The sequence below is a fragment of the Rhodococcus sp. Eu-32 genome (genome assembly GCF_003336925.1).
Lineage (GTDB): Bacteria > Actinomycetota > Actinomycetes > Mycobacteriales > Mycobacteriaceae > Rhodococcoides > Rhodococcoides kyotonensis_B.
In genome coordinates this window covers 1-13,586 of the sequence record NZ_QGNK01000021.1, presented here as the reverse complement: position 1 = coordinate 13,586, position 13,586 = coordinate 1, and the positions used below count along the sequence as shown (strand labels likewise).

The following is a 13,586-nucleotide window of genomic DNA, read 5'->3' as shown; positions in this document are numbered from 1 at the left end:
TCAGTTCAGCCGAAGCTCGGCTGCAGCCTTGTCCTGGTCCGACTGGTGCTTGAGCACCACGCCGAGCGTCGTACGCACCGCGTCGTCGTCGAGGGTGTCCAGCCCGAGGGCGAGCAGCGTGCGTCCCCAGTCGATGGTCTCGGCAACCGACGGCAGCTTCTTGAGCTGCATCGCGCGCAGCACACGGACCGTACGGACCATCTGTTCGGCTACGGCTTCCGGGAGCTCGGGCACCCGGCTGGCCAGAATGCGTCGCTCGAGATCGGCGTCCGGGAAATCGAGGTGCAGGAAGAGGCATCGCCGCTTCAGCGCCTCCGACAACTCGCGCGTCGCGTTCGAGGTGAGCACGACGAACGGGGTGCGCGTCGCCGTGATGGTTCCGAGCTCGGGGATGGTGACGGCGAAATCGCTGAGTATCTCGAGCAGCAGGCCCTCGATCTCGACGTCCGCTTTGTCGGTCTCGTCGATCAGCAGGACCGTCGGTTCCTCACGACGAATGGCCTGCAGAAGCGGCCGCGCGAGCAGGAACTCCTCGGAGAACACGTCGAGCTTGGTCTCGTCCCAATCCTGCGCGCCGCCGGATCCCGACTGGATACGCAGAATCTGTTTCGCGTGGTTCCACTCGTAGAGCGCTCTCGCCTCGTCGACGCCCTCGTAGCACTGCAGTCGAACGAGCTCGGCGCCCGACGTCTGTGCCACCGCCCTGGCCAGCTCGGTCTTGCCGACACCGGCAGGACCCTCGATGAGAAGCGGCTTGCCGAGCCGGTCGGCCAGGAACACGGACGTCGCCGTGGCCTTGTTCGCCAGATATCCGGTCTCGGCGAGTCGTGCGACTACGTCGTCGACACTGCCGAACAAGGGAGGGGAAGTCGGAAGCGCTCGATCCACGTCTGGTGTCCTTTGCTGTCAGCTCATGCTTGTCGGGTGTGGCCTTCGCCCCAGACGATCCACTTGGTGGAGGTCAGCTCGGGGAGACCCATCGGCCCGCGTGCGTGCAACTTCTGCGTCGAGATGCCGATCTCGGCGCCGAACCCGAACTGCTCACCGTCGGTGAACGCCGTCGACGCGTTGACCATGACGGCGGCCGCGTCGACTCGGGTGGTGAACTCCTTGGCGGCCTTCAGATCCGAGGTGACGATGGCCTCGGTGTGGCCGGTGCCGAACGTGTCGATGTGTGCGATCGCCGCGTCGATGCCGTCGACGACCTTCAGCGCGACGTCGAGCGACAGATACTCCTCCGACCAGTCCGTGTCCGTCGCCGGAACCAGGCCGGGCAGGTCGCCGTGTACGACGACGCTGTGCGCCTGCAGCGCCTGCAGCAACTGTGGCACGGCGGTCTCCGCGACGGCCGCGTCGACCAAGATGGTCTCGGCGGCGTTGCACACGCTGACGCGTCGGGTCTTGGCGTTCAGCACGATCCTCTCGGCCATCTCGAGGTCTGCTGCCGCGTGCACGTAGACGTGGCAGTTACCGACGCCCGTCTCGATGGTCGGAACCGTGGCGTCGCGCACGACCGCCGAGATCAACCCTGCGCCTCCGCGAGGAATGACGACATCGACGAGACCACGAGCCTGGATGAGGTGGGTCACGGACGCGCGGCTCGCGCTGGAAAGCAGCTGTACGGCGTCCACGGGTAGGCCGCGCGCAGCGAGCGAACCCTGGATCGCGTCGACCAGGGCAGCGTTGGACCGTGCAGCCGACGACGAGCCGCGCAGCAGCGCGGCGTTGCCCGACTTGAACGCGAGTCCGAACGCATCGACGGTGACGTTGGGACGAGCCTCGTAGACCATGCCGACGACGCCGAGCGGAACCCGCAGTTGGCGAATGTCCAGGCCGTTGGGAAGCGTCGATCCGCGTACGACCTCGCCGACGGGGTCGGGCAGCCCGGCCACCTGACGTAGTCCTGCGGCAATGCCGTCGATTCGCGCCTCGGTCAGGCGAAGTCGGTCGAGTAGTCCCTCGTCGGTCCCCGCGGCGCGAGCAGCGTCGACATCCTCGGTGTTCGCTGCGATGACCTGCGGCGCGGCGGCCAGCACTGCGTCGGCTGCCGCATGCAGCGCCGCATCCTTCTCTGCGGTGGTCAGCAGGGCCAGTGCCCGCGACGCCACCCGTGCACGCCGAGCTGCAGCGTGCACCTGCTCACGCTCCTCCGTGCCGCCGGTGGCCTGAGACTCCGCAAAGGATGGTGCAGTCATGCACTACACAGTAACCAGAACGGCCCGGCGGGTTGCAGCGTGATCGAGGGAATGCACCTCCGCTCGGGTGGGTTACCGAAACGGCGAGTGTATTTCGACGAAGGAGAGTTTCTTGAGTGCCCTGTTCGAACCCCTGACCCTGCGCGGCGTGACGTTCCCGAATCGCGTGTGGATGGCACCGATGTGCCAGTACTCCGCCGATACCGCAGGTGACCGCGTCGGAGCGCCGAACGACTGGCATCGGACCCATCTGATCAGTCGTGCGCTCGGCGGAGCGGGTCTCATTCTGACGGAGGCCTCTGCGGTGAGCCCGGACGGGCGAATCAGTCCAGCGGACCTCGGAATCTGGAACGACACGCAGACCGAGGCGTTCGCCGAGATCGTCGCGAAGATCGAGGAGCACGGCTCGGTTCCGGGGATCCAGCTCGCACACGCAGGACGGAAAGCGTCGACGACCGCTCCGTGGGTCGGCGGCAAGTCCATTCCTGCCGACGAGGAACTCGGATGGGAGACCATCGGACCCAGCGCTGTCGCGTTCGGTGACTACTCGACGCCGCGCGCCGCGACGATCGAAGACATCTCGCGGATCGTGCGCGACTTCGCCGCCGCGGCCGAACGGTCGTTGCGCGCCGGCTTCAAGGTCGCGGAAATCCATGCCGCACACGGATATCTGGTGCACCAGTTCCTGTCCCCCGCCAGCAACACTCGCACGGACGAGTACGGCGGCGACTTCGCCGGCCGTACCCGGTTGCTCGTCGAGATCGTCGACGCGGTGCGTGAGGTCTGGCCTGCCGAACTGCCACTGTTCGTCCGTGTCTCCGCAACCGATTGGCTGGACGAGGACACCGCGGGTCTCGAGGCGCCGAGTTGGACGTCGGATCAGACCGTCGCGCTCGTTCAGTTGCTGGCCGACCACGGCGTCGACTTGATCGATGTGTCCACCGGCGGCAACGTGCGCGCGAGGATCCCGGTCGAACCCGGGTACCAGGTTCCGTTCGCCAAGCGAGTGCAGAACGAGACGAAGATCCCCGCCGCGGCCGTCGGCCTCATCACCGAACCGAAGCAGGCCGAGGACATCGTGTCCTCCGGTGAGGCGGAGGCCGTCCTGCTCGCCCGTGAACTGCTGCGCGACCCGTACTGGCCCCGTCGCGCGGCGCGCGAACTCGGTGCGGACATCGCGCCCGCCGTGGCTCCGCAGTACGAGCGCGCTTTCTGATCCACGTGCACGAAAATACGTAGCCCGCTGTGTATTTTCGTGCACATGGGGTCAGCTCGAGACGAAACCGAGTTTCTTGTCGACCACGTTCTCGAGATCGGTCGACGACGCATACCGCTCGAAATTCGCGACGAACAGATCCGCCAGGCGGCGGCGCCAGCCCACGGCGTCGCCGCTCATGTGCGGTGTGACGACGACGTTCTCGGCAGACCACAGAGGGCTGTCCTCCGGCAACGGTTCGGTGTCGAACACGTCGAGCGCCGCCCCGCCGACGTGACCACTGCGTAGCGCGTCGAGAAGCGCTGTGGTGTCGAGTAATTCACCGCGCCCGACGTTCACGACGCGAACACCCGGTTTGGCCGCGGCGAGCACGTCTGCGTCGACGACCCGCCGCGTCGCGTCGGTCAGCGGGGCGATGAGAATCAGATAGTCGACATCGTGCACCACGTGCGCCAGCGTCGAACTGGCATGCACGACACCGAAATCGGGGTCCCCGTCGCGAGAGGTGCGTCCGACGCCACTGACCTTCATGCCCACCGCCGTCAGGATGCGGGCGATTTCGCGGCCGATGGCGCCGGTACCGACCACCATCGCGTGCGTGGTGTCGATCAGTTCCGTTTCTCGATGCCGCCATTCGCGTCGCTGCTGCAGCTGCGCGGACACCGCGGAATCCTTGGCGAACGCCAGGATCTGGCCGAGTACGAATTCGGCGATGGGACGGTCGAAAATTCCTCGCGAATTGGTCACGACGACATCGGATTCCGCGAGGGCGTCGAACATCAGCGAGTCGACGCCCGCCGCGGCGATGTGAATCCATCTCAGCGAATCGCAACGTTCCCACACATCGGGGACCGCCGACGAGAAGAAATCCCACAGCAGCAGGACGTCCGCGCCAGGCATGGCATCCCCGAGGGTATCCGCGGTGGCGTAACGCACCTCGGCCACAGCGGATACCGCGTCCAGCCCCTCGGGGAGGTGATCGGCGTGGAGGACGACGACGATCGGCCGATCGACCGTCAACCCTTGTACCCCACCAGCTCGACGCCCGACGCCGCGACCTCGTCGTCGTTGTCACCTGGACACTGGGTGCCGCGCAACGAACGTCCTGCGGTTTCCGGCATCAGCAGAATCGGGACGAAAGCGATTGCGGCAGCGAGCATCATGTAGAAACCGGGCACCAGGTTGGAGCCGGTCCGGTCGATCAGGAACGTCAAGATCAAGGGCGCGGTACCGCCGAACAACGACGTCGAGACGTTGTAGCCGATCGCGAACGCGCCGTACCGAACCTGCGTCGGGAACAGCGCCGGCAGCGTCGACGACACGCACGAACACATGATGACCAGCAGGATGCCGAGACCCAGCAGACCGATCGTCTGACCGACCAGTCCGGTGTTGATGATGAGCAGGAACAGCGGCACGCTCAACACGAAGTAGCCGACGCACGCTGCCAGGAGCAGCGGCTTGCGGCCGACGCGGTCGGACAGCGAGCCGATCGGGTTGATGATCGCCATCATGACGAGCATGATCACGACCAGCGTGAAGTTGGACTGAGTCGTGCTGTGCCCCAACGTGTCACTGAGGTACGACGGCAGGAACGTGAGCACCGTGTAGTAGGCGATGTTCAGCAGCAGAACGAATCCCATCAGGATGAGAATGCGCTGCCAGTACGTCATCGTGGTCTTGAGCGACGCGATCGCGCCGCCACCCTCCGAGCCCTCGGAGACGGTCTCGCCGTCGGCCTTCGCCTCGGAGAACACCGGCGAGTCCTCGAGTCGCGTGCGCAGCCACAGCGCGATGATGCCGAGGGGCAACGTCACGAGGAACGGAATTCTCCAACCCCATGCCTCCATCGTGTCGTCGCCGAGACCGAGGTTGAGCAACGTGCACAGAGTAGCGCCTGCGACAGTACCTGCGAGAGTGCCGAATTCGAGGAACGAACCGAAGAATCCGCGACGCTTGTCCGGGGCGTATTCCGCCATGAACACGGCGGCGCCGCCGTATTCGCCACCGGTGGAGAACCCCTGCACGAGCCGGCAGACGAGGAGCAGGATCGGCGCGAGGATGCCGACGGTGTCGAAGGTCGGCAGAATGCCGATCGCTGCGGTCGCGACCGACATCATCGTGACGGTCAGGACCAGGACCTTCTGGCGACCGATACGGTCACCGAGTGGTCCGAGAACGATTCCGCCGATCGGGCGAATGATGAACGACGCCGCGAGAACCGCGAACGTGGACAACAGGCTGGCCCCGCCGTCCTCCGACGGGAAGAAGTTCGCGGCGACGTAGACGGCCAGGTAGCCGTAGACCGCGTAGTCGAACCATTCGACGGCGTTACCGAGTGCAGAGCCACCGATGGCTCGATGCAGAACTTTCTTCTCCTCCGGGTTCAACTCTTTCGTGTCCGGCGGATAACCGGTGGTCGAACTGTCGGACTCGCTACTGCTAGACCCACTATTGGAAGATCGTGTCACGGTCCATTACCTCTCGCTTTGTGAACAACGTGGAGCGTCGGGCAGGTACTTCGCAGCGTTTCACACTACGGAAGCAAAATTCAGAGTTTTCGCACTACCCCTAGGTTTTCGTCATAACTGCTGGTCGCACAATGGTTCTGGACGCCATCAATGCGTACGCCCTTGCGCTGTCGCACAATTGCCGAACCGACACCGATTCGTCGGGCTGGTGAGCCTGCGTTTCTATTTCTCCTGGGCCGAACACGACGGTCGGTGTACCCAGATCGCGCGCCACGAAACCTCCGTCGCACGACGCCGTCCACACGTCGGTTCCGCGGAATCCTGCCGCATCGGTGACGGCGCCGACGACCGTGCCGACGACAGCCGCATCGTTCGAGGTCAGGAAGCCGGGCATCTCCATCGAGACATCGACCGACACGTCGATTCCATCGCCTGTGATGCCTGCTGCGCGGACACGGTTCGCCAGGTGTGCTGCGATGTCGTGCGCATCCTCGCCGGGAAGAAGTCGGCGGTCGGCGGTGATGACGCAGCGATCGGCGACCATCGAGGTACCCGTGCCGCCCGCGATCGTTCCGACGTTCCACGTGCCCGGCCCCAGGGTCGGGTGCGCGGATGCGGTCAGTTCCTCGGCCATGGTGTCGAGGAGCCCGACGATGCGCGAGGCTGCCGAGATCGCATTGCGACCGTTGCTGGGCCGCCCCGCGTGTGCGGACCGACCGGTCACCGTGATCTCGAGATTCGCAGCGCCCCGGCATCCCACGATGGTCACCAGATCCGTCGGCTCGGCGACGATGCACGACGCATACGTCCTCCGACGCGGCGCACGCACGTACGCGCGAATGCCGAGTCCGGTGTCCTCTTCGTCGACCAGACAGGCGAGCGTCACCGGTGAAGCACCCAGCGCGCCTGCCTCTTTCAACGCAGCCATGGCCATGACGACCGCTGCGAGACCACCTTTCATGTCGCATGCTCCACGGCCGAACAGTCGGCCGTCTCGCACCTTTGCGCGGAACGGGTCGGACGTCCATCCGCTCCCCGCCGGAACGACGTCGGAGTGGCCGACGAACAGAACCCCTGGCTCGTCGGAACCACCCACCGACACAACGACATTGGGACGTCCGGGCGCGACATCGTCGCACTCGACGTCGAATCCGAGAGCGCGACAATGCTCGTCGAGTACTGCCGCGACGGAGCCCTCCGTGCTGCCGGGGTTCTCACCACCGGCATCGATCAGCGCCGACGCCAGGGACACGATTGCGTCGTCGTCGATACGTTCGAGAATTCGACGCTCGAGGGCGTCCGTCATCGACGGGAGCTACCCGATCGTGCGTCGACGACCTTGTCGACCGCCACCGCAAGGCGTTTCACACCTTCGTCGATCCGATCCGGAGTCGACGACGCGAAGCACAGCCGCAGCGAGTCGTGGAACGCGCCCGCGACCGAGAGTGCAGGCCCGGGAATGTAGGCAACACCCTCGGCCAGTGCGACTTCGAACAACTCCTGCGTCGAGATCGATGCGGCCTCGCCACGCAACGTGGCCCACAGGAAGAATCCACCCTCGGGGTCGGTGGTCACGAGGCTGTCGCCGAAGTACGTCGCGATGCTCTGCTGCATGGCGATCTTCCGTGGGCGGTAGACCGCCGCAAGCGACCGAAGATGAGCGTCGAGGTACCCGCGTCGAATGAATTCGGCGATCATCCGTTGGTTCGGCAAGTTGGTGCACGTGTCCATCGCCTGCTTCGCGTTGACGATCAGCTGCCGAGCCTCGGGGGCGGCGTCCACCCATCCGACGCGTAGGCCCGGAGCGATCATCTTGGAGAACGTGCGTACCGAGAACACGAGCGGATCGTTCGGGCTCAGCGACGGGAAGCTCGGAATGTGCTCGCCCTCGAATCGGAGAAGCCCGTACGGGTCGTCGTCGAGGATCACCGAGCCCCATGCGTGCGCGAGCTCGAGCAACATGGTCCGACGCGCGAGCGACATCGTTGTGCCCGAGGGGTTCTGGAAGTTCGGGATGACGTAGATCATCTTGGGGCGTCTGCCCGCGCGTTCGACCAGCTCCGGGAGGGCCTCGACGACGAGACCGTCGGAATCCATCGGCGCTTCGAGAACGTCGCCTCCGTAGCTCAGAATCGTCGCCGTTCCGTTCGTGTACGTCGGACTTTCGACGATCACCAGATCCCCCGGATCCACGAACAACTTGCACGCGAGGTCGAGACCTTGCATACCACCGGAGGTGATGACGAGTCGGTCCGCCGACGTCGGCTCCCCCACCGAATCCAGATAGCCGAGCAGCGCGTCGAGCAACGCCGGATCACCCTCGGTCGCGGCGTAATCCATCGCATCGGCCGTCAGGACCGACGACGCGATCTCCGAGAACGCTTGCGCCGGAACCGTTTCGGCGGCAGGTGATCCCATGGCGAATCGGACGATGTCGTGCTTCTGCGACGCGAGGAGCGATGTCGAGGAGTCGATCACCGAACCCACGAGCTTGTCGGTGCGCATCGCCCAGGGCAGTGTGGTCGCAATCATTTCACTCCTTCGTCAGCAGGTGCCGCGGGAAGGACGTGAACGTCTCGACTCCGCTGTCGGTTACGCGGACGGCCTCGGATACCTCGTATCCGTAGTCGTCCATCCACATTCCACCGATGATGTGGAAGGTCATGTTCTCGGCGAGAACGGTGTCGTCGTCGGTGCGGATGCTCACCGTGCGCTCGCCCCAGTCGGGTGCGTAGGCGATGCCGATCGAGTATCCGATGCGCGATGGCTTGTGCAAGCCGTGCTCGGCGAGAGCGATGTTCCAGGTCTGTGCCAGATCGCTGGTCGTGACACCGGGACGAACGGCGTCGAGAACGGCGTTCAAGGCCTCGCCGGTCGAATTCGCCAGATAGTCGAGCCGCGTGCTCGGAGTGCCGAGGACGATCGTGCGGGCCATCGGTACGTGGTACCGACGAAACACACCGGCCAACTCGACGACGGTGGTCTCACCGGCGATGAAAGCTTGATCGGACCACGTCAGGTGAGGTGTGTCCGCGCCCGCACCGGTGGGAAGCATGGGCACGATTGCCGGGTGGTCACCGCCGAAGGCGTCGGTGCCCTTCACCTGCGCGCTCATGATGGCGGCGGCCGCGTCGCACTGACGCCGTCCGATCTCGACCGATTCGAACGCCGCCTCCATCGCCGATTCGCACACACGCGCGGCGCCCCGCATCAGATCGATCTCGGCGGGTGACTTCACGACGCGCACCCAGTTGACCAACTCGTAGGAATCGGTGAATCGATACTCGGGCAGTGCCTTGACGAGAACCTCGAAGGCGCGCGGGCTGAAGTAGTAGGAATCCATCTCCAGACCGACCTGGCCGTGCGAGAAGTTGTTCACCACACCGAGTTCCCGCAATTTCTGGCCGACCCACACGAACGGGTGCGTATCTTTGCGCTGCACGAACGTTTCGGGGTAGCCGAACGTCTGATCCTGCGGCAACCACGACGTCCGGAATGCACCTGCCGCGTCCATCGCCCGCGCGAAGAAGTACAACTCCCCTTCGAGCGGGACGTACAGCATCTGCGGGGTGTAGAACGACAAAGCGTTGTAGCCCAACTGGTAGTAGAGGTTGGACGGGTCGGTCACGATGAGGGCCGTCAGATTCTGCCGGGCCATGCGTTCCCGCACCGCGGCCAGACGACGGGAGTACTCGTCCTCGGTGAAGGTGATCGGCGTGCTGTTCGGCAGATCCACGTATTCGGCGAGACCCGGTGCATGCTCCGGTCCGACTGCGCTGGTGAGCGCGACGACGGGATGTTCGTTCTCGTTCACTGGTACCCCCTTTCGAGATGTCGCGGACGGCAGCGACCAGCCTGTACGCGTTTTGCAGATTGTTGACAATCAGGCTAGGTGCTGAAACCCAGCCACTGCAAGGGATGTCGTGTTACTTCTGCGTTGCGGACAGCCGACGGCGGCCCGGACCGCTCAGGACGAGGCCGGGAGTGGAACGTGCTCGGCGGGGGCCGACTCCGCCGTCATCGCCGTCGTCAGATCGTGGACGGCCGTGTCCATGTGCTCGTGCAGGCCCGCTTCGAGCGCCGCCCAATCCGAGCCGAGCAGCAGGTCGACGAGCAATTGGTGTTCCTCGACGAGTGCTTCCGGTCGGTAGTACGCGGTTTCCAGATTGGCCATGCAGATTCGCGCTTCGGCCGCGAGCGTCGCGTACATCCGAGACATCCTGCTGTTCGACGTCGCCGCCACCAACGCGGTGTGGAAGGCCAGGTCACGCTCGGCGAGCCCGAGCCAGTCGGCACGATCGATGAACGGCTGCATCTGACCGACGATGTCCGACAATTCCACCGCGGTGGACTTCAGGACCGCGAGATCTCCGTTCACGAGCGTCCACGCGGCACCCACCTCGATCGCGGCGCGAGCCCCGTAGATCTCGGCGACGTCGTCGACACTGAGTTCGACGACGAAGACACCGCGGTTCCGGTAGCTGACCAGCAGACCTTCCTGATTGAGACGCTGCAACGCCTCCCGTACCGGGCCACGTGAAATCTGAAGCTCTGCAGCGACATTCGCCTCGTTGATCTGCTCCCCTGGTGCGTAGGAGCCGTCGATGATGCGATCGCGGATCTGATCCGCGATCACCATCGAGGTGTTCCGCGCATCGATCGGCGTCAGCCGCCTCGAACCGGTCATCGTCATGCCTCCTGTCAAGACCTCGGGATCGCAAAGTATTTGTATTCCAAGAACTCGTCGATGCCAACCTTGCCACCCTCACGACCGAGCCCGGATTGCTTGACGCCTCCGAACGGCGCCGCCGGATTGGACACCAATCCTGTGTTGAGGCCGACCATGCCGACCTCGAGCCGCTCCCCCATGCGCAGCGCGCGGTCGATGTCCTGCGTGAACACGTACCCGACCAGTCCCCACTCGGTGTCGTTCGCGAGCGCGATCACTTCGTCCTCGGTGTCGAACGGTACGACCGCGGCGACGGGACCGAAGATCTCGGTCGACATGAGATCGGAGGAGGCGTCGACGTCGTCGAGCACGGTGGGCGGATAGAAGTAGCCGGGTCCGTCGTCCTGGATCCCGCCGACCACCGCACGAGCTCCCCGCGACAGTGCGTCGTCGACGAGGCGTTGCACCTTGGCGCGTCCGTCCTGGTCGATCAGCGGGCCCACCTCGACACCGTCCCGAGCGCCGGCACCGACCGTCAGCGACCCCATGCGCGCGCCGAGCTTGTCGGCGAATTCCTTTGCGACGCTGCGGTGGACGAAGAATCGATTGGCGGCGGTGCACGCCTCCCCCATGTTGCGCATCTTGGCGACCATCGCCCCGTCGACCGCTCGATCGATGTCGGCGCCCTCGGCCACGATGAACGGTGCGTTGCCACCGAGCTCCATCGACGCCCGCATGACGGTCGGTGCAGCCTGCGCCAGCAAGATCTTGCCGACCTCGGTCGAGCCGGTGAAGCTGATCTTGCGCGCGAGGCCGCTCGCCATCCACGAGCCGACGACGTCCGACGCGTTCGTCGTCGGAACGACGTTGACGACACCGGCGGGCACGCCCGCCTCGTGAAGGATGTCCGCGAGCGCCAGCGCGGTCAACGGAGTCTGCTCGGCGGGCTTGAACACGACGGTGCATCCCGCAGCCAGCGCAGGCCCGATCTTGCGGGTACCCATGGCCAGCGGAAAGTTCCACGGCGTCACCAGAATGCACGGCCCGACGGGCGCACGCGTGACGATGATGCGGTTCTTGCCGTCGCCGGTCGACGTGTGATCACCCGAGATGCGTACCGCCTCCTCGGAGAACCATCGGAAGAATTCCGCGCCGTAGGCGACTTCGCCGCGGGCGTCGGCCAGCGGTTTGCCCATTTCGGCGGTGATCACGGCCGCCAGTTGCTCCGTGCGCTCGACGATCAGCTCGAATGCCCGACGCAGGATGTTGCTGCGTTCGCGAGGAGCCGTCGCAGTCCAGGCCTCCTGCGCATCGGCGGCGGCTGTCATCGCAGCTTCTGCGTCGGCGACCGTTCCATCGGCGACGGCGGCGATCACCTCACCGGTGGCAGGGTCGACGACGTCGAATGTCGCGTCCGTATCGCGCCACGCACCGGCGATGAAAAGTCCTGTCGGAGTATCGATGTGGGGTCGAGTAGTTGTCGCGGTCACCGGAGCCGCTCCTTTCCGTAGCGGGCGGCGATCATCGCCGATTCGGTCACAGCGCACGCTTCAAGGTCCGGGCGAGCGCGTCGACGCCCTCGGCGATCTCGTCGTCGGTCACCACCAACGCAGGAATTACACGGACGACGTTGCCCGTCCCTCCACACGTGAGCAGCAACAGGCCTTCGGAGATCGCGGTCTGCTGCACACGGGTCGCGGCGGCCGCGTCGGGTGCACCTGCGTCGTCGACGAATTCGAGCGCGAGCATCAGACCGATGCCACGTGCATCACCGATCGCCGAGTACTGCTCTTTCAGACCCCGGAGACCGTCGAGCAGCGCAGCGCCCTGCTTGGCCGCGTTCTCGACGAGACCCTCGTCGCGGACGACGTCGAGCGTTGCGATGGCCGCGGCCGCGGCGACTGCGTTGCCTCCGTAGGTGCCGCCCTGCGAACCCGGCCATGCCTTCGACATCAGCTCGGTGGACGCGGCGATCGCCGAGATCGGAAAGCCCGACGCGAGCCCCTTGGCCGTGATCACGATGTCGGGCTTCGCTGCCGAATGCTCGTGACCCCAGAACTTGCCGGTGCGTCCGACGCCTGCCTGCACCTCGTCGACGACGAACACGATGCCGTGCCTGTCCGCGCGTTCGCGCAGTCCTTCGAGGAACGCGGGCGGGGTCTGGATGTAACCGCCGTCGCCGAGGACCGGTTCGATGATGAACGCCGCGGTGTCGGCGGGACTCGAGACGGTGGCGAGCAGGTAGTCGAGCTCCTTCAGCGCGAAGGCCACGGCGGTGTCGACGTCCCAGCCGTAACGAAACGCGTACGGGAACGGTGCGATGTGGACGCCGCCCATGATCGGCGAGAAGCCGGACCGAAATTTCGTGCCCGCGGTGGTGAGCGACGCAGCCGCGACGGTCCGGCCGTGGAACCCGCCGTGGAAGGCGATGATGTTCGGACGCCCGGTTGCCATGCGCGCCAGACGAATCGACGCCTCGACTGCCTCCGAGCCGGAGTTCGCGTAGAACACGCTGTCCAGACCGGCCGGCAGGACATCGCCGAGCTTCTCGGTCAGCTCGAGGAGAGGCTTGTGCATGACGGTCGTGTACTGCGCGTGGATGATCTTGCCGACCTGCTCGCGCGCGGCCTCGACGACCCTCGGATGGCAATGCCCGGTGCTGGTGACGCCGATCCCCGTCGTGAAGTCGAGGTACCGGTTCCCGTCCGTCCCGTGGATCCAACTACCGATCGCATGGTCCACGACGACAGGGGTCGCCTGCTTCAGGGCTGGACTGAGGTGAGTGGTCGACGCTGTCATGCGGTCCATCGTGGGCGCAGCATTGCCGATTGTCAACAATCTGCAACTGACTTCCTGCGTTCGCCCACCCCCCCCTTTTCCGGACCGAATGTCACATTCGGTCACTCGGGGCAGTCTCAAGCGGTCGATGCACCACCGCTCCTGACCAGGAAGAAGTAGGTGGTGTGTCGTGGGTAGAACGCGGGGCAAATCGGAAGAAGTGCGCGATAGCTTCTACGCCATGATCGATTCCGGGG

The 13,586-nt window shown here is 65.3% G+C and carries 11 protein-coding genes; 1 reads left to right on the top strand and 10 read right to left on the bottom strand.

Features of this window, described 5'->3' with window-relative positions; translation table 11 throughout:
• Together DK926_RS21385 and DK926_RS21380 are read right to left on the bottom strand one after the other, a co-directional pair.
• A complete protein-coding gene (locus tag DK926_RS21385; protein ID WP_114332083.1) occupies nt 1–888 on the bottom strand; it encodes a MoxR family ATPase in 888 nt (295 codons plus the stop codon).
• Nucleotides 889–911: 23 nt separating this feature from the next.
• On the bottom strand, nt 912–2,195 hold the full coding sequence (locus tag DK926_RS21380; protein WP_114332082.1) for a glutamate-5-semialdehyde dehydrogenase: 1,284 nt from the start codon (nt 2,193–2,195) through the stop codon (nt 912–914).
• A gap of 112 nt (nt 2,196–2,307) precedes the next feature.
• On the opposite strand from DK926_RS21380, the gene DK926_RS21375 reads away from it, so the two are divergent.
• The gene (locus DK926_RS21375) at nt 2,308–3,411 is read left to right on the top strand and encodes an NADH:flavin oxidoreductase/NADH oxidase (protein WP_165839643.1); all 1,104 of its coding nucleotides are present in this window, start codon (nt 2,308–2,310) and stop codon (nt 3,409–3,411) included.
• A gap of 51 nt (nt 3,412–3,462) precedes the next feature.
• On the opposite strand, the gene DK926_RS21370 is transcribed toward DK926_RS21375, so the two are convergent.
• The 8 genes from DK926_RS21370 to DK926_RS21335 form a co-directional block, all read right to left on the bottom strand.
• A complete protein-coding gene (locus DK926_RS21370) occupies nt 3,463–4,431 on the bottom strand; it encodes a D-2-hydroxyacid dehydrogenase (protein ID WP_114332081.1) in 969 nt (322 codons plus the stop codon).
• Entirely contained in the window at nt 4,428–5,882 is a 1,455-nt protein-coding gene (locus DK926_RS21365) for an MFS transporter (protein WP_243636945.1), read from the bottom strand. The genes DK926_RS21370 and DK926_RS21365 overlap by 4 nt, the downstream gene beginning before the upstream one ends.
• Nucleotides 5,883–5,982: 100 nt before the next feature.
• Complete coding sequence (locus DK926_RS21360) at nt 5,983–7,188, bottom strand: M20 family metallopeptidase (protein WP_114332079.1); 1,206 nt, start codon at nt 7,186–7,188, stop codon at nt 5,983–5,985.
• Nucleotides 7,185–8,414 carry a PLP-dependent aminotransferase family protein gene (locus DK926_RS21355; RefSeq protein ID WP_114332078.1) on the bottom strand — a complete coding sequence of 410 codons (1,230 nt, stop codon included), beginning with the start codon at nt 8,412–8,414 and terminating at the stop codon, nt 7,185–7,187. The genes DK926_RS21360 and DK926_RS21355 overlap by 4 nt, the downstream gene beginning before the upstream one ends.
• Before the next feature lies 1 nt (nt 8,415).
• Nucleotides 8,416–9,612: a Xaa-Pro peptidase family protein gene (locus DK926_RS21350; RefSeq protein WP_279387099.1), complete on the bottom strand. Its 1,197-nt coding sequence runs from the start codon at nt 9,610–9,612 to the stop codon at nt 8,416–8,418.
• A gap of 237 nt (nt 9,613–9,849) precedes the next feature.
• The gene (locus tag DK926_RS21345) at nt 9,850–10,569 is read right to left on the bottom strand and encodes a GntR family transcriptional regulator (protein WP_243636944.1); all 720 of its coding nucleotides are present in this window, start codon (nt 10,567–10,569) and stop codon (nt 9,850–9,852) included.
• Nucleotides 10,570–10,583: 14 nt separating this feature from the next.
• A complete protein-coding gene (locus DK926_RS21340) occupies nt 10,584–12,041 on the bottom strand; it encodes an NAD-dependent succinate-semialdehyde dehydrogenase (protein ID WP_114332134.1) in 1,458 nt (485 codons plus the stop codon).
• Nucleotides 12,042–12,087: 46 nt separating this feature from the next.
• Nucleotides 12,088–13,350, bottom strand: a complete 1,263-nt coding sequence (locus DK926_RS21335) for an aminotransferase class III-fold pyridoxal phosphate-dependent enzyme (protein ID WP_114332133.1) — start codon at nt 13,348–13,350, stop codon at nt 12,088–12,090.
• Nucleotides 13,351–13,586 lie beyond the last annotated feature (236 nt).